The 18,284-nt window shown below is 64.8% G+C and carries 16 protein-coding genes; 11 read left to right on the forward strand and 5 right to left on the reverse strand.

Annotated elements, in window-relative coordinates; translation table 11 throughout:
* Positions 1–18 precede the first annotated feature (18 nt).
* Positions 19–1,260 (forward strand): Zn-dependent hydrolase, encoded by a 1,242-nt coding sequence (locus CAF92_RS15740; RefSeq protein WP_085601317.1) that lies wholly within the window; start codon positions 19–21, stop codon positions 1,258–1,260.
* Complete coding sequence (locus CAF92_RS15745) at positions 1,260–2,282, forward strand: histone deacetylase family protein (protein ID WP_085601318.1); 1,023 nt, start codon at positions 1,260–1,262, stop codon at positions 2,280–2,282. The genes CAF92_RS15740 and CAF92_RS15745 overlap by 1 nt, the downstream gene beginning before the upstream one ends.
* A 122-nt stretch (positions 2,283–2,404) precedes the next feature.
* Here the strand turns inward: CAF92_RS15745 and CAF92_RS15750 are convergent, their stop codons facing one another.
* Positions 2,405–3,829 (reverse strand): PLP-dependent aminotransferase family protein, encoded by a 1,425-nt coding sequence (locus CAF92_RS15750; RefSeq protein ID WP_046614013.1) that lies wholly within the window; start codon positions 3,827–3,829, stop codon positions 2,405–2,407.
* 48 nt (positions 3,830–3,877) lie between these two features.
* On the opposite strand from CAF92_RS15750, the gene CAF92_RS26865 reads away from it, so the two are divergent.
* Positions 3,878–4,153 (forward strand): hypothetical protein, encoded by a 276-nt coding sequence (locus tag CAF92_RS26865; protein WP_135002437.1) that lies wholly within the window; start codon positions 3,878–3,880, stop codon positions 4,151–4,153.
* Entirely contained in the window at positions 4,153–5,562 is a 1,410-nt protein-coding gene (locus CAF92_RS15755; RefSeq protein ID WP_025338600.1) for an amino acid permease, read from the forward strand. Before CAF92_RS26865 ends, CAF92_RS15755 begins: the two co-directional genes overlap by 1 nt.
* A 3-nt stretch (positions 5,563–5,565) precedes the next feature.
* Here the strand turns inward: CAF92_RS15755 and CAF92_RS15760 are convergent, their stop codons facing one another.
* Positions 5,566–5,745 carry a hypothetical protein gene (locus tag CAF92_RS15760; protein ID WP_085601319.1) on the reverse strand — a complete coding sequence of 60 codons (180 nt, stop codon included), beginning with the start codon at positions 5,743–5,745 and terminating at the stop codon, positions 5,566–5,568.
* Between the two features lie 184 nt (positions 5,746–5,929).
* Between CAF92_RS15760 and tam the strand changes: the two genes are divergently transcribed.
* The gene (tam, locus tag CAF92_RS15765; RefSeq protein WP_085601320.1) at positions 5,930–6,706 is read left to right on the forward strand and encodes a trans-aconitate 2-methyltransferase; all 777 of its coding nucleotides are present in this window, start codon (positions 5,930–5,932) and stop codon (positions 6,704–6,706) included.
* Here tam and CAF92_RS15770 read toward each other — a convergent pair.
* Both CAF92_RS15770 and CAF92_RS15775 read right to left on the reverse strand, forming a co-directional pair.
* Complete coding sequence (locus CAF92_RS15770) at positions 6,696–7,067, reverse strand: DUF2784 domain-containing protein (RefSeq protein WP_085601321.1); 372 nt, start codon at positions 7,065–7,067, stop codon at positions 6,696–6,698. The genes tam and CAF92_RS15770 overlap by 11 nt on opposite strands.
* Positions 7,068–7,140: 73 nt before the next feature.
* The gene (locus CAF92_RS15775; RefSeq protein ID WP_013972053.1) at positions 7,141–8,010 is read right to left on the reverse strand and encodes a LysR substrate-binding domain-containing protein; all 870 of its coding nucleotides are present in this window, start codon (positions 8,008–8,010) and stop codon (positions 7,141–7,143) included.
* 243 nt (positions 8,011–8,253) lie between these two features.
* Here CAF92_RS15775 and CAF92_RS15780 point away from each other — a divergent pair, with 243 nt between their 5' ends.
* The 5 genes from CAF92_RS15780 (at position 8,254) to CAF92_RS15800 (ending at position 14,470) form a co-directional block, all read left to right on the forward strand.
* Positions 8,254–9,570, forward strand: a complete 1,317-nt coding sequence (locus CAF92_RS15780; protein ID WP_046614008.1) for an MFS transporter — start codon at positions 8,254–8,256, stop codon at positions 9,568–9,570.
* Between the two features lie 15 nt (positions 9,571–9,585).
* Positions 9,586–10,977 (forward strand): FAD-dependent oxidoreductase, encoded by a 1,392-nt coding sequence (locus CAF92_RS15785; protein ID WP_085601322.1) that lies wholly within the window; start codon positions 9,586–9,588, stop codon positions 10,975–10,977.
* Between the two features lie 97 nt (positions 10,978–11,074).
* Entirely contained in the window at positions 11,075–11,785 is a 711-nt protein-coding gene (locus tag CAF92_RS15790; protein ID WP_085601323.1) for a YebC/PmpR family DNA-binding transcriptional regulator, read from the forward strand.
* Positions 11,786–11,929: 144 nt separating this feature from the next.
* Positions 11,930–12,874 (forward strand): LysR family transcriptional regulator, encoded by a 945-nt coding sequence (locus tag CAF92_RS15795; protein WP_085601324.1) that lies wholly within the window; start codon positions 11,930–11,932, stop codon positions 12,872–12,874.
* A gap of 183 nt (positions 12,875–13,057) precedes the next feature.
* Complete coding sequence (locus CAF92_RS15800) at positions 13,058–14,470, forward strand: DOPA decarboxylase (RefSeq protein ID WP_085601325.1); 1,413 nt, start codon at positions 13,058–13,060, stop codon at positions 14,468–14,470.
* Between the two features lie 37 nt (positions 14,471–14,507).
* Here the strand turns inward: CAF92_RS15800 and CAF92_RS15805 are convergent, their stop codons facing one another.
* Complete coding sequence (locus CAF92_RS15805) at positions 14,508–15,881, reverse strand: MFS transporter (protein WP_085601326.1); 1,374 nt, start codon at positions 15,879–15,881, stop codon at positions 14,508–14,510.
* A gap of 375 nt (positions 15,882–16,256) precedes the next feature.
* On the opposite strand from CAF92_RS15805, the gene quiC reads away from it, so the two are divergent.
* Complete coding sequence (gene quiC, locus CAF92_RS15815; protein WP_046614003.1) at positions 16,257–18,164, forward strand: 3-dehydroshikimate dehydratase QuiC; 1,908 nt, start codon at positions 16,257–16,259, stop codon at positions 18,162–18,164.
* Positions 18,165–18,284: the final 120 nt, after the last annotated feature.

Consider the following 18,284-nt stretch of genomic DNA (forward strand, 5'->3'; position numbering starts at 1 on the left):
TTTCTGGAGTACCCGCACATGTTGAAAAGTAATGGCGAACGCCTGTGGGCGAGCCTGATGGCCATGGCCGAAATCGGTGCCACTGCCCGTGGCGGCAGCTGCCGCCTGGCCCTCAGCGACGAGGACAAGGCTGGCCGTGAACTGTTCAGCCACTGGTGCCGTGAAGCCGGCCTGACGCTGACCGTCGATGCCATCGGCAACCTGTTCGCTCGCCGCGCTGGCAGCGACCCGGATGCAGCGCCGGTGATGATGGGCAGCCACCTCGACACCCAACCTGAGGGCGGCCGTTTCGATGGCGTCTACGGTGTGCTAGCGGGCCTTGAAGTGGTACGCCGGCTCAATGACCTGAACATCCAGACGCGCAAACCGCTGGAAATCGCCGTATGGACCAACGAGGAGGGCGCCCGCTTCACCCCGGCCATGTTCGGTTCGGCAGTGTTCACCGGCACTCTGGCTCTGGACGAAGCGCTGGCCATTCGCGACGCCGATGGCATCAGCGTCGCCGACGAACTGCAACGCACCGGTTACGCCGGCCAGCGCCCGCTGGGCGGCCGGGTGGATGCCTATTTCGAGGCGCATATCGAGCAAGGTCCGATCCTTGAAGACAACGCCAAGGCCATTGGCGTGGTCAGCGGCGGGCAGGCCATCCGTTGGCTGGACGTTACCGTCGAAGGCATGGCCGCACACGCCGGCACCACACCGATGCCATTGCGCAAGGATGCCCTGTACGGCGCTGCACAGATGATCCAGGCCGTCGAGCAACTGGCCGCCGAGTTCGCGCCGCAAGGCCTGACCACCGTGGGTGAACTGTCCATCGCCAAGTCCTCGCGCAACACCATTCCAGGGTTGCTGCAGTTCACCGTCGACTTGCGTCATCACCGGGATGAAGCCATCGAGGCGATGGAGCGCGACCTGACGTTGAAGCTGCAAGCCATCGCCAATCAGCGCGGGTTGCGGGTGCGTATCGAGCGCCACTGGGTCAGCCCGGCCACGCCGTTCGACGCCGACTGCGTAGCTGCCGTGCAGCAGGCGGTGGATGGCCTGGGCTATGCCCAGCAGTCGATCGTCAGCGGTGCCGGCCACGACGCCATCCTGCTGGCCCGCTACTGCCCGACCGCCATGGTGTTCATCCCCTGTGTCGGCGGCCTGAGCCATAACGAAGCCGAAGACGTACTGCCCGAGGACGCCCGCCAGGGTGCCGATGTACTGCTCAACGCCGTGCTGGCCCGTGCGGGCCTGATCGAACAAGGAGAAGCCTGATGCGTTGCTACTTCCACCCCGAACAACTGCTGCACCACCCACGCAGCTATTACTCGCGGGGCGCCATGCGCACCCCGCAGGAAGTCCCCGAGCGCGCCCAGCGCCTGCTCCAGGCAGCCAAGGCTCTGGGCTTCGACATCCGTCAGCCTGAGGACGCCGGCCTCGAGCCGCTAAAGGCAGTGCATGGCGAGGCCTACCTGGCCTTCCTCGAAGAGGCCCATGCGCGCTGGAAGGAAGTGCCCGAAGATTGGGGCGACGAGGTCATGTCCAACATCTTCGTGCGCGAACCCAACGCCTTGCGTGGCATCCTCGCCCAGGCCGGGCGCTACCTGGCTGACGGCAGCTGCCCTGTAGGCGAACACACCTGGCGCTCGGCCTATTGGTCTGCGCAAAGCGCGGTGGCCGGTGCCAAGGCCATTCTCGACGGTGAGCCGGCGGCCTATGCCCTGTGCCGGCCGCCCGGCCACCATGCGCGCTTCGATGCGGCCGGTGGTTTCTGCTACATCAACAATGCCGCCGTGGCTGCCCAGGCCTTGCGCAGCCGCTACAGCCGAGTGGCCATTCTCGATACCGACATGCACCACGGGCAGGGCATTCAGGAAATCTTCTACGACCGCCGGGATTTGCTGTATGTGTCGGTGCATGGCGACCCCACCAACTTCTACCCAGGTGTTGCCGGGTTCGCGGACGAGCGTGGCAGCGGTGCGGGGGAGGGGTACAACCTCAACTTGCCGATGGCGCATGGGGCTAGCGAAGCGGACTTCATGGGCCAGCTAAAAATCGCGCTGGCGGCGGTGAAGGACTTTGGCGCCGAGGTACTGGTGTTGTCGCTGGGGTTCGATATCTACGAACTCGACCCGCAGAGCAAGGTGGCGGTGACGACTGAAGGGTTTGCGGTATTGGGCGAGCGGATTCGGGCGATGCGCTTGCCGTGCCTGATCGTGCAGGAAGGGGGGTATCACCTTGAGAGCCTGGAGGCGAATGCGCAGGCGTTTTTTGCCGACAAGGCGGACTGGCGATAAGTAGTGTCGGGGCTGACAGGTGCTTGCCATGACAGTTTCAGCGCCCATGAGATCGAGCGCCGCCCGCGCGGCGCTCGATCTCATGGGCGCTGAAGGTGTTGTGGCGAACACCCCGCAACCCGTTACACCCCACCCCGGCGCACATGCTTCACCAACACCTTCTCCAGCAACTCCCACATCGCCGGCTCGGTACTGAACGCCACGTTGAACCGCATCCACCCGGTCGCCTTGGCATCGACCATGAACAACTGCCCGGGCCCGAGCATGATGCCTTTCTCCAGCGCGTCATCCAGCAACGCCGCGCTGTCCGGAATCGCCGGGTGGCGGGTCCAGATATACATCCCTTCATCCGACTCGGTGAACAGCTCGAAGCCCAACCGATGCAGATGCCGGCCAACTTCCTGGTGCGCCTCGGCCAAACGCTGGCGCAGGCGCTTGAGGTGCTTGCGCCAGCGCCCGTCGATGATCGCGGCATACACCACGCGCTCCATCACCTGCGAGGTGGTCAGGCCAGAGCGCATCTTCAGGTGCAGCAGCTTCTGCATCAGCTCGGGGTTGGCCAACATGTAGCCGACCCGCACATTGGGCGAAATGCTCTTGGAGTAGCTGCCCACGTACACCACCTGCTGCAGGTGGTCGAGGCTGGCCAGACACGGCTGCGGTTCGGCGACCATGTCGGCGTACAGGTTGTTCTCCACCAGGCGGAAGCCGTGCTGGCTGGCCAGCTGCAGCAGGCGGTGCAGCTGCGGCAGCGGGGTGCGCGAGCAGGTCGGGCTGTGCAGGTGCGGCTGGGTGAAGAACGCAGTGGGGCGGTGATGGGTGAGCAACTGCTCCAGCTGGTTCAGGTCGTAGCCGGCCGGTGTGCGCGGCACGCCGACCAGGGTCGCGCCCTGGGTGCGCAGGATGCTCATCAGGTTGGGATAGCCCGGGTCGTCCACCAGCACCACGTCGCCCGGGCGCACCAGGGTGCGCGCGGCCAGGTCCAGGGCCTGGCTGGCGCCATGGGTGAGCATCAGCTGCGCCGGGTTGGCGACGATAGACAGTTCCTGCTGCAGGTTCTGTGCGGTCAGTGCACGCAGCTCCATCAGGCCCATGGGGTCGCCGTAGCCCGACAGCTCCAGCGGGCTGCCGGCCACCTGGCGCAGGCCGCGGCGCAGGCCGTCTTCGTACATCCAGTCGTTGGGCAGCCAGCCGCAGCCCGGCTTGAACGGCAACTGGCGGATTTCGAAGATCTGCTGCAGGTACCACTCGGAGTTGAACGTTGGTCGACTGGTGTCGGCCTCGGTGTTGTGCGGGTCGAGCAATTCGCCCGCCGCGCGGTTGACGAAGAACCCCGCATTGCCCCGGCTCACCAGCAGGCCCTGGGCGACCAGACGGTCGTAGGCCTCGACCACGGTGAAGGTGCTCACCGAATAGCTCGCGGCAAAGGCGCGGATCGAGGGGACCTTGGCGCCTGGCTTGAGGGTCTGGTTGTCGATCAACTCGCGCAGCCCGTCGATGATCTGGTTCACCAGCGGGGTCGAGGAGTCTGGATGTAATTCGAACATTCGGGGCCTTCAGGGTGCGTATCGCCCGGCGTTTGCAAGGTGTATTGCATGGGCGACCTGTACAGTGCAGTGCGAGTTTCATGCCACTGTGCATGGCTCTCTGCGCCGGACATTTTTACATTAGGTGTCAGATATCGCCACCTAAAGCATGTTCAGTTCGCCCCAGGCGCCTGCCCTGGGGCGCGTCAGCAGGCCGCCATGGAAGGCCTGCGTGTGTTCGCTCACACCATCCTGCGCGCATTGGCACTGATGTACGTGAAGCCGCCAGCCATCGGGGTTTCACAGTTTTCCTTGGATAAAAAGAAGCACGGGGTACACAACTGATGGACGCAACATCCACAACCACCACCGCGAAAAGCGGGCACGAGAGCAAGCTCAGTGCCTCGCTCAAGTCGCGCCACCTGACGATGATGTCGATCGCCGGGGTTATCGGCGGCGCCTTGTTCGTCGGTTCCGGCAGCGTGATTCACAGCGCCGGCCCAGCCGCCGTGCTGGCCTACCTGGCAGGCGGCATCCTGGTGGTACTGATCATGCGCATGCTGGGTGAAATGGCGACTTCCTCGCCAGACACCGGTTCGTTCTCTACCTACGCCGATCGCGCCATCGGCCGTTGGGCCGGTTTCACCATCGGCTGGCTGTACTGGTGGTACTGGGTCATCCTGATGGCCTGGGAAGCTTATGTGGCGGGCAAGATCCTGCATGGTTTCTTCCCCGACGTCAGCGTCAACGTGTTCGTGCTGGCCACGACCCTGTTGCTGATCACCGTCAACTTCTTCAACGTCAAGCACTACGGTGAGTTCGAGTTCTGGTTCGCCTTGATCAAGGTGATCGCGATCGTCTGCTTCCTGATCGTGTGTACCGCTGCCGTGCTGAACATCTGGCAGTTCGGTGAAGTGCGTGGCATCAGCCACCTTACCGCCGAAGGGTTCATGCCCAACGGCATCACCACCGTGATCGGTGCCTTGCTCGGGGTGATGTTCGCCTTCCTCGGCGCGGAAATCGTCACCATTGCCGCTTCCGAAGCCAAGGACCCTGCCGCGCAGATCGTCAAGGCGACCAACTCGGTGGTGTGGCGTGTGTGCCTGTTCTACGTAGGTTCGATCTTCCTGATCGTCTGCCTGGTACCGTGGAACGACCCGCACCTGGGCGTTTCCGGCTATGGCGCCTACCGCCGCACCCTGGAGCTGCTGGGCGTGCCGTATGCCGAGCTGCTGATGAACTTCGTGGTACTGACCTCGGTGAGCAGCTGCCTGATCTCGGGCCACTACACCGCTTCGCGCATGCTGTTCTCCCTGGCACAGCGTGGCGACGCGCCGTCGTTCTTCAAGATCACCCGCGCTGGCACCGGTGTACCTGTTTACGCGATCATGGGCTCGTGCGCCGTGGCCGTGGTGTGCGCGCTGATCAACTTCAGCGAGACCCTGCGCCCGAAAGACGTGCTGGAAACCCTGATGAACACCACCGGCATGATTGCCCTGCTGGTGTACCTGGTGATTGCCTTCTCGCAGCTGCGCATGCGCCGCAAGCTGATTGCCGAAGGCAAGGAAGTACGCCTGAAGATGTGGCTGTTCCCATGGCTGACTTACCTGGTGATCGCGTTCATCGTGGCCGCCCTGGTGACCATGGCCTTCATGCCTGACTACCAGATCCTGGTGATTTCCACCGGTATCGCCGCGGCAATCGTGGTGGCAATGGGTGTTGTGCATCAGATCCGCACTGGCAAGCAGCACTAAGCGTCATTCGCTCATCGAAACGGCCGGCTCCCTCGGGGACCCGGCCGTTTCGCGTTGTTGGGCATGGTTTTTTTCCGCTGGCATGTGAAAGCGCTGGTTCATCCAGGGCGAGCCGAGCAGGGCGGCGGTGGCGATCAGGGCCAGGATGGCGAGGGCGATGAAAGTTTTCATGGAGGGGCGCATACATGGACGACACCAAGCATAGGTGGTCAGTTCCGGCCCTATCGCCGGCAAGCCAGCTCCCACAGGTATTGCACATGGCTTGAGATCGGTGCGGTCCCTGTGGGAGCTGGCTTGCCGGCGATAGGGCCCTCAAAGCCGACAGATGGCATATGCTGAACACATTGCCCGCCCAGAGGAGCTTCACATGGCCTGGTCCGCCACCCAGTATTCGCTGTTCGAAGACGAGCGTACCCGCGCCGTGCGCGACCTGCTCGCCGCTGTGCCACCACGCCCGGTACGCCACGCCACCGACCTGGGCTGTGGCCCTGGCAATTCCACCGAGGTGCTGCTGCAACGTTACCCGGATGCCCAGGTGACGGCCATGGACAGCGACCCCGACATGATCGACAAGGCCCGCGAGCGCAAACGGCTGTGCATACCCCGGGTGCGCATGGTCATTGGTGACATTGCCGGCTGGTCAGCCCCCGAGCCGCAGGACCTGATCCTGGCCAATGCCTCGCTGCAATGGGTGCCTGACCACGCCTCGCTGTACCCGCACCTGGTGCGCCAGTTGAGCGAAGGTGCCAGCCTGGCCGTGCAGACCCCGGACAACCTCGACGAGCCGGCCCACCGGCAGCTGCGCGAAATCGCCAGCCAGGGCCCCTGGGCGGCGAAGTTCGCTGATTTCCAGCTGCCGCCACGGCACAGCGCGGCGTTCTACTACGACCTGCTCAGCACGCTGTGTGCACGGGTGGATGTGTGGCGCACCACCTACCACCACCCGTTGGCCGGCGGCGCCGAAGCCGTGGTGGAATGGTTCAAGGGTTCGGCCTTGCGACCGTATCTGGGGCGGTTGGATGCCCGGGAGCAGGTGGATTTCCTGCAGATGTACCTGCAGGCGATGCAGCGCGACTACCCGCCGGCCACCGATGGCAAGGTGCTGTTGCCGTTCCCGCGGCTGTTCCTGATCGCTACCCGCTAGGGCGGCGCCAGCGCCAGGCCACGTAGCTGTAGATGCCGAGGTTGAGCAGCAGCACCAAAGTGCCCAGCAGCAGCTGGATGTGCGGTGTCAGCCCTGCGGGGTAGATCAACGGCCAGATGTAGTGCTCGACGAAGCCGCCCTGGTAGCCTGCGTCACCGGCCGCGCTGCGCATGCGGTTTTCCCAGATGGTCAGCGGGCAGCCCAGGTGCAGGCATTCCACCGCCAGGCCCCAGGCCAGCGCCGGCAGGTGCAGCAGCAGGGCAGGGCGCCAGCGCAGTACCAGCAGGCCGCCGAACAGCACCAGCAGGATGAACAGCAGGTGCAGCAGGACCAGGGTGTCGGCGGCAAGGCGGTAGAGCATGGGTTGTGTGCCGAGGGTTGAGGTTATCCCAGCATAGTCGGGTTGCCTGTGCCGGCCTCTTCGCAGCACAGGCTTACAACCCTTCCTCCACCATCTGCAGGAAGGTCGCCACCACCCGCCGCGTGCGCTGCTCGCTCAGGCACACCAGTGTCTCGGTCAGGTGTCGCTGGCAATCGACGATCGGCAATGCGCACACCCGCGCATCCGCACCAAACTCCGCCGCCGACACCACCCCCACACCAATCCCCACCACCACCGCTTCCCGCGCCGCTTCCCGGCCTTCTACCTGGATCGCCGGGCGGATCCGCAGCCCGGCTCGTTGCATTTCTTCTTCCAGGGTCTGCCGCGTCACCGACCCGGGCTCGCGCAGCACCAGAGGCGTATCGTCCAGATCCGCCAGGCTGATCGCGCCGCGGCTGGCCCAGGGGTGCTGGTGGGAGACAAACGCCACCATCGGGTCGCGGCGCAGCGGCAGGCAGTGCAGGCGCTCATCGTCCACGTCCCGCCCCAGCAGGGCCAGGTCGGCCTGGTAGCTGAACAGCCGGGCCAGCGATTCGTCGGTGTTGCCAGTCTCGATCTTCACCTGGATGCCCGGGTAGCGCTGGCAGAAGCGGGCGATCTGCGGCAGTACGTGCACTGGCGCATCCACCGCCAGCACCAGGCTGCCGGTGTGCAGCGCACGCGAATCCTGCAGTAGTTCATGGGCCTCGGCCTCGCAGGCGAACAGGCGCTGGCTGATGCCCAGCAGGCGCTCGCCAAGGTCGGTGAGCTGCACCGAACGCTTGTTGCGGTGGAACAGCAAGACGCCGAAGCGCTCCTCCAGTTTGCGCACCTGGTCCGACACCGCTGGCTGGGTCAGAAACAATTTTTCGGCAGCGCGGGTAAAGCTGCCGTGAACGGCCACGGCATGGAAGGCCTTGAGTTGTGCGTGGGAAACCGACATGACGACCTCAGTAACAAGCTGGGCTTATGTGTGAAATACGATAAATCGATTTTATTTATCTTAGCGCAACTGTTTCCATGCATGTCAGCCCGACGCTGGCACCACAAGTGCCGCCAGGGCCATGGTTCCTACACGGCGCCATCTGACCCGATGACAGCCTCGTCATCGCTGTGCGTAACACAAGAACAAGACAGGCGTTTCTTCACATTCTGCCGGCACACTTGAGCAAGAGGTCAGACTTACATGAATCAGTCCCTAGCCGCGTTCAAACGCTGGCGCATCCAGATTTTCGCCATTACCTGGCTGGCCTACGCCGCCTTCTACTTCACCCGCAAGGCCTTCTCGGTGGCCAAGCTGGGCATCGGTGAAGACCCCAACTTCATGCTCGACAAGGCCGCCATGGCCAACCTCGACGCCATCTACCTGGCCGCCTACGCCGTGGGCCAGTTCACCTGGGGCATGCTCGCCGACCGCTTTGGCCCACGTGTAGTGGTGCTCGGCGGCCTGCTGATTTCTGCTGCTGCGGCGGTGGTGATGGGCAGTTACGCCACCTTCCCGATCTTCGCCACCTGCATGCTGGTGCAGGGGCTGGCGCAATCCACGGGCTGGGCCGGGTTGTGCAAGAACATCGGCAGCTTCTTCCCGGCGTCGCAGCGTGGGCGGGTGCTGGGCCTGTGGAGTTCCTGCTATGCCTTCGGCGGCCTGGTAGCCTCGCCGTTCGCCGGCTGGTGGGCCTATACCTTGGTCGGTACCTGGCACGCGGCGTTCTTCTCCAGTGCCGCGGTGGTGGCGCTGGTGGCCGTGCTCTTCTTCTTCCTGCAGCGCAACAAGCCTGAAGACGTCGGCCTGCCGGCGGTGGAGCCCGAGCCGCAGAGCATGGCCCCGGCCGGCAACCTGTGCAGCGTTTGGGCACCGCTGAAGGAGATCCTGCGCAACCGCACGGTGCTGACCCTGGGGCTGGCGTACTTCCTGTTGAAGCCGGCGCGCTACGCCATCCTGCTGTGGGGGCCGGTGATCGTCTTCGAGCAGATGCCCTCGGTGGGCAAGGTGGGGGCAGCGATCATACCGACAGCCTTCGAACTGGCCGGGCTGCTCGGCCCGATCATCATCGGCCTGGCCTCCGACAAGCTGTTCGGCGCCCGGCGCATGCCGGCCTGTGTCATCAGCCTGGTACTGCTGACCGTGGCGTTGGCGGCGTTCATGGCGGCCATGCACACCGGCAGCGTGATGCTGGTGGTGGCCCTGCTGTTCGTCATGGGCCTGACCCTGTACGGGCCGGACTCGATGATCAGCGGCGCTGCGGCCATCGACTTCGGCACCGCCAAGGCTGGCGCTACCGCAGCTGGCTTCGTCAACGGCTGCGGTTCGGTGGGGGCGGTGCTTGGCGGGCTGCTGCCGGGGTACTTCGATGGTGTCACGGTGTTCATCGTGTTTGCCGGCTGCGCGCTGTTCTCGGCACTGGTGCTGCTGCCGCACTGGAACAGCCGCCCGGCCAGCGCTGCGCAAAGCACCGACGTGGCACCCAATACCAGCATGGCAATCAAGCCACTGCGTACCTGAAAGGAAAGCGAGCGAATGAGACCCTTCTGGCTGCAACAGGCCCTGGATTCGGCGCAAGAGGCGGTGTGCCCGCCGCTGCAAGGTGATGCCCGCTGCGATGTGTGCATCGTCGGCGGCGGCTATACCGGCCTGTGGACCGCGCTGATGCTGAAGGAGGCGGTGCCGGCCCTGGATATCGTGCTGATCGAGGCCGATATCTGCGGTGCCGGTGCAAGTGGCCGCAATGGTGGCTGTGCGTTGTCCTGGTCGGCCAAGTACTTCACCCTCGAGCGGCTGTTCGGGGTGGCCGAAGCGGTGCGCCTGGTGCGTGAGTCGGAGCGCAGCATCGCTGAGATCGGTGCGTTCTGCGCGGCCAATGGCATCGATTGCGACTACCGCCTGGACGGCACGCTGTACACCGCCACCAATGCCGCGCAGGTCGGCGCCACAGACGCGGTGATCGCCGCGCTGGAGCAAAAGGGGATCAATTCGTTTCGCCGCCTGCCGCTGCAGCAGGTGCAGCGCCTGGCGGGTTCGGCGCGGCACCTGGAAGGCTGGTTTTCGCCGGCCGCGGCCACGGTGCAGCCTGGCAAGCTGGTGCGCGGCCTGCGCCGGGTGGCCTTGCAGCGTGGCGTGCGCATCCATGAGGGCAGCGCCATGACCGGCCTGGAGCACGGCGCCCCGGTGCAGGTGCGCACGGCCCATGGGACGGTGCGCGCCGACCGCGTGGTATTGGGCCTGAATGCCTGGATGGCGCGAGCTTTCCCGCAGTTCGAGCGCAGCGTGGCGATTGTTTCCAGCGACATGGTGATCACCGAACCTTGCCCCGAGCTGCTGCACCAGACCGGCCTGGACAGCGGCATCAGCGTGCTCGATTCGCGGATTTTCGTGCATTACTACCACAACACCTCCGATGGCCGGCTGATGCTCGGCAAGGGCGGCAATACCTTCGCCTATGGCGGGCGCATGCTGCCGGTGTTCGACCAGCCGTCGCCGTACCGGCCACTGCTGCGTGAAAGCCTGGGTGGTTTTTTCCCGGCGCTGGCCGAGGTGCCACTGGCGGCCAGCTGGAACGGGCCGTCCGACCGCTCGGTGACCGGCTTGCCATTCTTTGGCCGGCTGGACGGGCAGGGCAACGTGTTCTACGGCTTTGGTTACTCCGGCAGCGGCGTCGGGCCGTGCCACATGGGCGGGCAGATTCTGTCGTCGCTGGCACTGGGGCTGGACAACCCATGGACCCGTTCGCCGCTGGTCAAGGGGCCGTTGGGGCTGTTCCCGCCCGAGCCGATCCGCTACCTGGGCTCGCTGATGGTGCGCAATGCCATCCGCCGCAAGGAGCGGGCCGAGGACCGTGGGCTGCGGCCGCGCAGGCTGGATGTGCGGTTGGCGCGGTTTGCCGCGGCGGCTGGGAAGGCCGATAAAGGCTGATGAGATTTCTTGTCGAACACAGGCCGGAGGGCGTATAAACTGCACCCACTTTTGGCCGGTCGCTTCCTGAACCGGCCGCTGAAACAAGAGAGTCGACATGGGCGCACAGTGGAAAGCCAAACATAAAGAAGCCGCGGCCAACGCCAAAGGCAAGATCATGGGCAAGCTGTCCAAAGAGATCCAGATCGCTGCCAAGTCCGGCGCCGACCCGGACATGAACCCACGCCTGCGCCTGGCCATCGAGCAGGCCAAGAAGGCCTCGATGACCCGCGAGACGCTGGAGCGCGCAATCCGCAAGGGCGCGGGCCTGGACGGCGATGCCGTGCAGTACTCGGCGGTAAGCTACGAAGGTTTCGCCCCGCACCAGGTACCGCTGATCGTCGAGTGCCTGACCGACAACGTCAACCGCACCGTCGCGCAGATCCGTGTGCTGTTCCGCAAGGGCCAGCTGGGCGCCAGCGGTTCGGTGGCCTGGGACTTCAACCATGTCGGCCTGATCGAAGCCACCCCGAACGGCGACGCCGACCCGGAAATAGCGGCCATCGAAGCCGGTGCCCAAGACTTCGAGGAAGGCGACGAAGAGGGTTCGACCCTGTTCATCACCGACACCACCGACCTCGACGCGGTGCAGAAGGCCCTGCCGGAGCATGGCTTCACCGTGACCTCGGCGAAGATCGGCTACACCCCGAAGAACCCGGTGAGCGCGGCCAGCCTGAGTGCTGAAGCATTGGCCGAGGTGGAAGCGTTCCTCGAAGCCATCGACGAGAACGATGACGTGCAGAACGTGTATGTTGGTCTGACTGACTGATCTGCTTCTCTGGGGCCGCTTTGCGGCCCAATCGCCGGCAAGCCAGCTCCCACAGGTACAGCACAAGCCTCGATGGTTGTGGTGACCCTGTGGGAGCTGGCTTGCCGGCGATTGGGCCGGTCGACCCTCTGAAAGGGAGCCTGTATGAACCCCGCTTTCGCCTCCCTCAGCCTCGCCCACCTGCGCACCCTCGACCACCTGCTGCAGCTGAAGAACCTCAGCCACGCCGCCGAGCGTTTGGGCGTCAGCCAGTCCGCCCTCAGCCGCCAGCTGGCCCATCTGCGCGAAGCCTTCGACGACCCCTTGCTGGTACGCCAGGGCCGCGGTTACGTGCTCAGCGAATACGCCGAAGCCCTGGTCGAACCCCTGCGCCAGGTTCTCGAGGAGCTGCACGCCCTGCGCCAGCCCGCGGTGTTCGACCCGGCGCGTTGCGAGCGGCGCTTCTGCCTGGCCGCGTCAGACTATGTGGCCGAGCACATGCTGCCGCTGCTGGTGGCAGCGCTGGAGCGCGAAGCGCCGGGCGTATCGCTGGAATATCGAACCTGGCAGGCCGGCCAGTACACCTTGCTGGCCAGTGGCGAGATCGACCTGGCCACCACGTTGTTCGACGAGTCGCCACCCAACCTGCACGGCAGGTTGTTGGGCGAGGACCGCGCGGTATGCCTGATGCGCCATGACCACCCGCTGGCCGCCCGCGGCGCGCTCAGCCAGGCCGACTACCTGGCGCACAAGCATGTGCGTATTTCCGGTGGAGGCGACAAGGACAGCTTCATCGACCGCCACTTGCGCGCCCAGGGCCTGCAACGGCGGGTCAGCCTGGAAGTGCCGTTCTTCTCTGCCACCGTGCAGGTCATCGTCAACAGCCAGGCGCTGGCCACCGTGCCCGAACACATCGCCCGGCAGCTGTGCCGCCTGCACGACCTGGCCTGGCGGCCGCTGGGCTTCATCGACCACAGCCAGCGCTACTGGGTGGTGTGGCACCAGCGCCTGCAGGCCTCGGCCGAACATCGCTGGTTGCGCAACCGGGTGTTCGAGTTGTGGCGCCAGTCGCAGTTCGGTGTGCAGGGCGGGCATGCGGGTTTGCCATAGCAGGTATGCGCGAGGCGGGGTTATTCACTTCGGGATAGGTGCCTAGACTGGGGGCATTGCGCTGCCTGTAGCGGCCTCTTCGCGGGTAAACCCGCTCCCACAAGCGATGCAGTACCTGTGGGAGCGGGTTTACCCGCGAAGAGGCCAGTACAGGCAGCAAACCACCCCCCCAGGAGAACCCAGGTGACCCCCGAACAATTCCGCCAATACGGCCACCAACTGATCGACCTGATCGCCGACTACCGCCAATCCGTCGGTGAGCGCCCGGTCATGGCCCAGGTCGAACCCGGCTATCTCAAGGCCGCCTTGCCCGCTCAGGCCCCCCGCCAAGGCGAGCCTTTCGCCGCGATCCTCGACGATGTCAACCAGTTGGTCATGCCCGGCCTGTCCCATTGGCAGCATCCGGACTTCTACGGCTATTTCCCCTCCAACGGCACCCTGTCGTCGGTCCTCGGTGACTTCCTCAGCACTGGCCTGGGCGTGTTGGGCCTGTCGTGGCAGTCCAGCCCGGCCCTGAGCGAGCTGGAGGAAATCACCCTCGACTGGCTGCGTCAGTTGCTGGGCCTGTCTGGCCAATGGAGCGGGGTGATCCAGGACACCGCATCCACCAGCACACTGGTGGCGCTGATCTGCGCGCGGGAACGCGCCAGCGACTACGCACTGGTACGCGGCGGCCTGCAAGCCCAGTCCAGGCCGCTGATCGTCTATGTCAGCGCCCATGCCCACAGCTCGGTGGACAAGGCCGCATTGCTGGCCGGTTTCGGCCGCGACAACATCCGCCTGATCCCGACCGACGAACGCCATGCCCTGCGCCCGGAAGCACTGCAGGCGGCGATCGAGCAGGACCTGGCCGCCGGCAACCAGCCCTGCGCCGTGGTCGCGACCACCGGCACTACCGCCACCACGGCCCTCGACCCGTTGCGGCCGATCGGCGAGATCGCCCAGGCCCATGGCCTGTGGCTGCACGTGGACTCGGCCATGGCCGGCTCGGCGATGATCCTGCCGGAATGCCGCTGGATGTGGAACGGCATCGAGCTGGCCGATTCGCTGGTGGTCAACGCGCACAAATGGCTGGGCGTGGCCTTCGATTGCTCGATCTACTACGTGCGCGACCCGCAGCACCTGATCCGGGTCATGAGCACCAACCCCAGCTACTTGCAGTCGGCGGTGGATGGCGAGGTCAAGAACCTGCGTGACTGGGGTATCCCGCTGGGCCGCCGGTTCCGCGCGTTGAAGCTGTGGTTCATGCTGCGCAGCGAGGGGGTAGAGGCGTTGCAGGCACGGCTGCGGCGTGACCTGGACAATGCCCAGTGGCTGGCCGGGCAAATCGGCTCGGCGGCGGAGTGGGAGCTGCTGGCGCCGGTGCAGTTGCAGACGTTGTGCATTCGCCATCGGCCGGCGGGGCTGGAAGGGGAGGCGCTGGATGCGCATACCAAGGGGTGGGCCGAGCGGCTGAACGCGTCCGGGGATGCCTATGTGACGCCGGCGACGCTGGATGGGCGGTGGATGGTGCGGGTGTCGATTGGCGCATTGCCGACCGAGCGGGAGCATGTCGAACAGCTTTGGGCGCGCCTGCAGGAAGTGGTCAAGGGCTGAAATTGCCGGGGGCTGCAAAGCAGCCCCCGGCAATCGATCAGTGGCTCACTGCCTGAAAGCTCCCTTTACGGCTAGCCTCATACGCGGTCTTTTCCATCGGCTTGGCATTGGGGTTGCCAAGGTCATCCATCGCCAGGCGATGGGTTTCCGGGGCAATGTACGCTGCCAGGGCACACACGCAGGTGATGAAGAACGCCAGGCCACCGACCACCAGTGGGATGTTGTCCGAACCAGGCGGGGCAACCAGGGCGAACAGCGCCGGCAGCATGGCGGTCAGCATGGTGCCGATGTTCTGCGCGATGGCCATGGCCGAAACACGGTAGCGGGTGTGGAACAGCTCTGGGTAGAAGCTTGGGAACACCGCGTTGTAGCCCTGGTACACCATGCCCCACATGACGATCGACGAGGCGAACGCCAGCGGTACGTTCTGGATGCTGATCGCATACAGGTAGAGGAACGCCAGCAGGCCCGAGCCCAGGCAACCGGCGATCATGGTCGGGCGACGGCCGATCTTGTCGGACAGGTTGCCGACAAACGGAATCACCAGCACCGCAACGATGTTGCCGACTACCGGAATCCACAGGTATACGCTCTTGTCGAAGCCGATGCCATAGGCCGGCTGTACCGCGTAGGCCGCACCGAAGATGGTGGCCACCACCGGGATCACGTTCATCAGTGCCATGAACATCACCAGCACCATGTGCTTCCAGCTGTGGCGGAAGGCCTCGCTGATCGGCGACTTGGCGACTTTGTCCTGCTTCTCTTCCTTCACGAACGCCGGGGTTTCGTGCACTTCCTTACGGATGATGAAGCCGGCAATCAGCACGATGGCGCTCATCAGGAATGGAATGCGCCAGCCCCAGTCGTTGAAGGCTTCGCTGGGCATGAAGTAGGCCAGTGGCAGGAACACGGCCGCCGCCAGCACCTGGCCAGCCTGTACGCCTTGCAGGGTGAAGCTGGCGTAGTAGCCCCTTCGACCGAATGGCGCATGTTCCATGATCATCGAACTGGCACCGGAAATTTCACCGGCCACGGCAAAGCCCTGGATCAGGCGCAGCACCACCAGCAAGGCCGGGGCGAGCAGGCCGATGTCGTGGTAGGTGGGCAGCAGGCCCACGGCCATGGTCGACAGGCCCATCAGGAACATGCACAGCAACAGTACGTTCTTGCGGCCGCGGGTGTCACCCCAGTGGCCCAGCACGAAGGCGCCGAACGGGCGCGCCAGGTAACCCACGCCGTAGGTGGCCAGCGAGGCAATGATGGCCATTTTCGGGTCGGTGTTAGGGAAGAAGATCTGCGGGAAAATCAGCGCAGCGGCCTGGGCGTAGATGAAGAAGTCGTAGTACTCGAGTGCCGAGCCTATCCATCCACTGGCGGTCGCTTTCTTGGCTTGAGAGCTGGAGTGAGCCATCGTTGTCTCCGTTGTTATTGTTGTTAGCGCAGGTTCCGCCGGAGGTTAGCCAAGGCAGGAGGCAGTGGTCGGTGTGCCTGCGTCTGTGGTTCATGTTGACCACGGGCCAGCGGACTGGCAATTCGCTAAAACGGGTATTGTGCGATAATCGAACGCAAAACTAACCATTCCGTACAAAGAGATTGAAGCGACGACTTTACCTGCGAATAATCGATCGTGCCAGGAACTGTGGTTCTGATTTTCCAGGTCTGGCCCAATCGCCGGCAAGCCAGCTCCCACAAGGTATGCGCCAATCCTGTGGGAGCTGGCTTGCCGGCGATTGGGCCGGTACAGGCAGCCCTGGCCTCAACCCTCTAACAACAAGGAACTCCCGCCATGCAGCGTTCGATCGCTACCGTGTCCTTGAGCGGCACCCTGCCGGAAAAGCTCGAAGCCATCGCCGCCGCCGGTTTTGACGGCGTCGAGATCTTCGAAAACGACCTGCTCTATTACGCTGGCAGCCCGCGCCAGGTGCGGCAGATGTGCGCCGACCTGGGTATTGCCATCACCCTGTTCCAGCCGTTTCGCGACTTTGAAGGCTGCCGCCGCGACCGCCTGCAGAAGAACCTCGACCGCGCCGAGCGCAAGTTCGACCTGATGCAGGAACTGGGCACCGACCTGGTGCTGGTGTGCAGCAACGTCCAGGCCGATGCCCTTGGCGAAGAACAACTGCTGGTCGACGACCTGCGCCTGCTGGCCGAGCACGCTGGCAAACGCGGCCTGCGCATTGGCTACGAAGCCCTGGCCTGGGGCCGCCACGTCAACACCTACCAGCAAGTCTGGAACCTGGTGCGCCAGGCCGACCACCCGGCCCTCGGGGTGATCCTCGACAGCTTCCACACCTTGTCGCTCAAGGGCGACCCGAGCGCGATCCGCGACATCCCCGGCGACAAGATCTTCTTCGTGCAAATGGCCGACGCGCCGATCCTGGCCATGGATGTGCTGGAGTGGAGCCGCCACTTCCGCTGCTTCCCGGGGCAGGGCGAGATGGACATGGCCGGTTTCCTGGCGCCAATCCTTGCCACCGGCTACCGCGGGCCGCTGTCGCTGGAAATCTTCAACGACGGCTTCCGCGCCGCGCCGCCCCGGCAGAACGCCGCCGACGGCCTGCGTTCGCTGCTGTACCTCGAAGAGCACACCCGCCTGCGTCTGGAGCAGGAAGGCACCTCGATCGAGCCTGGTGTGCTGTTCACCCCGCCGGCGGCCAGTGCCTATGACGGCGTGGAGTTCCTCGAATTCGCGGTCGACGAAGCCGTCGGCGCGCGCCTGGGCAGCTGGCTGAAGCGCCTGGGCTTTGCCGAAGCCGGCAAGCACCGCAGCAAAGAAGTGCAGTTGCTGCGCCAGGGCGATATCAACATTGTGCTGAACGCCGAACCCTATTCCTTCGGCCACAACTTCTTCGAGGCCCACGGGCCGTCGCTGTGCGCCACCGCGCTGCGGGTCAAGGACCAGCAAGCCGCCCTGAAGCGCGCCACCGCCTTCCGTGGCCAGCCGTTCCGTGGCCTGGTCGGGCCCAACGAGTGCGAAGTGCCGGCGGTACGTGCACCGGATGGCAGCCTGCTGTACCTGGTGGAGCAGGGCACTGCCGGCCAGACCCTGTACGACACCGACTTCAGCCTGGACAAGAACGCCACGGCCACCGGCGGCCTGCGCCGCATCGACCACATGGCCCTGGCCCTGCCGGCCGAGTCGCTGGACAGCTGGGTGCTGTTCTACAAGAGCCTGTTCGATTTCGCCGCCGACGACGAAGTGGTGCTGCCGGACCCTTACGGCCTGGTCAAGAGCCGCGCCCTGCGTAGCCAGTGCGGCACCCTGCGCCTGCCGCTGAACATCTCGGAAAACCGCAACACCGCCATCGCCCATGCGTTGTCCAGTTATCGAGGTTCGGGGGTGCATCACATCGCCTTCGATTGCGACGACATCTTCCGCGAGGTGGCGCGGGCCAAACTGGCTGGGGTACCGCTGCTGGAAATCCCGCTGAACTACTACGACGACCTGGCGGCGCGTTTCGATTTCGATGACGAGTTCCTCAGCGAACTGGCCTACTACAACGTGCTGTACGACCGCGATGCCCAGGGCGGCGAGCTGTTCCACGTGTACACCGAGCCGTTCGAAGAGCGTTTCTTCTTCGAGATCATCCAGCGCAAGGGGGGGTATGCCGGTTACGGTGCGGCCAACGTCGCGGTGCGCCTGGCGGCGATGGCCAAGGCCCGCAGCGGGGCGGCGCGCAAGCCGGTCCTGTAGTTGCTTGCCTGTATCGGCCTCATCGCCGGCAAGCCAGCTACCACAGGATCACCGCGGCCCGATGGGCTTTTGCAGCCCCTGTGGGAGCTGGCTTGCCGGCGATGAGGCCGGTAAAGCCAC

It is taken from the genome of Pseudomonas sp. B10(2017), from assembly GCF_002113295.1.
GTDB classification, from domain to species: Bacteria; Pseudomonadota; Gammaproteobacteria; order Pseudomonadales; family Pseudomonadaceae; genus Aquipseudomonas; species Aquipseudomonas pudica.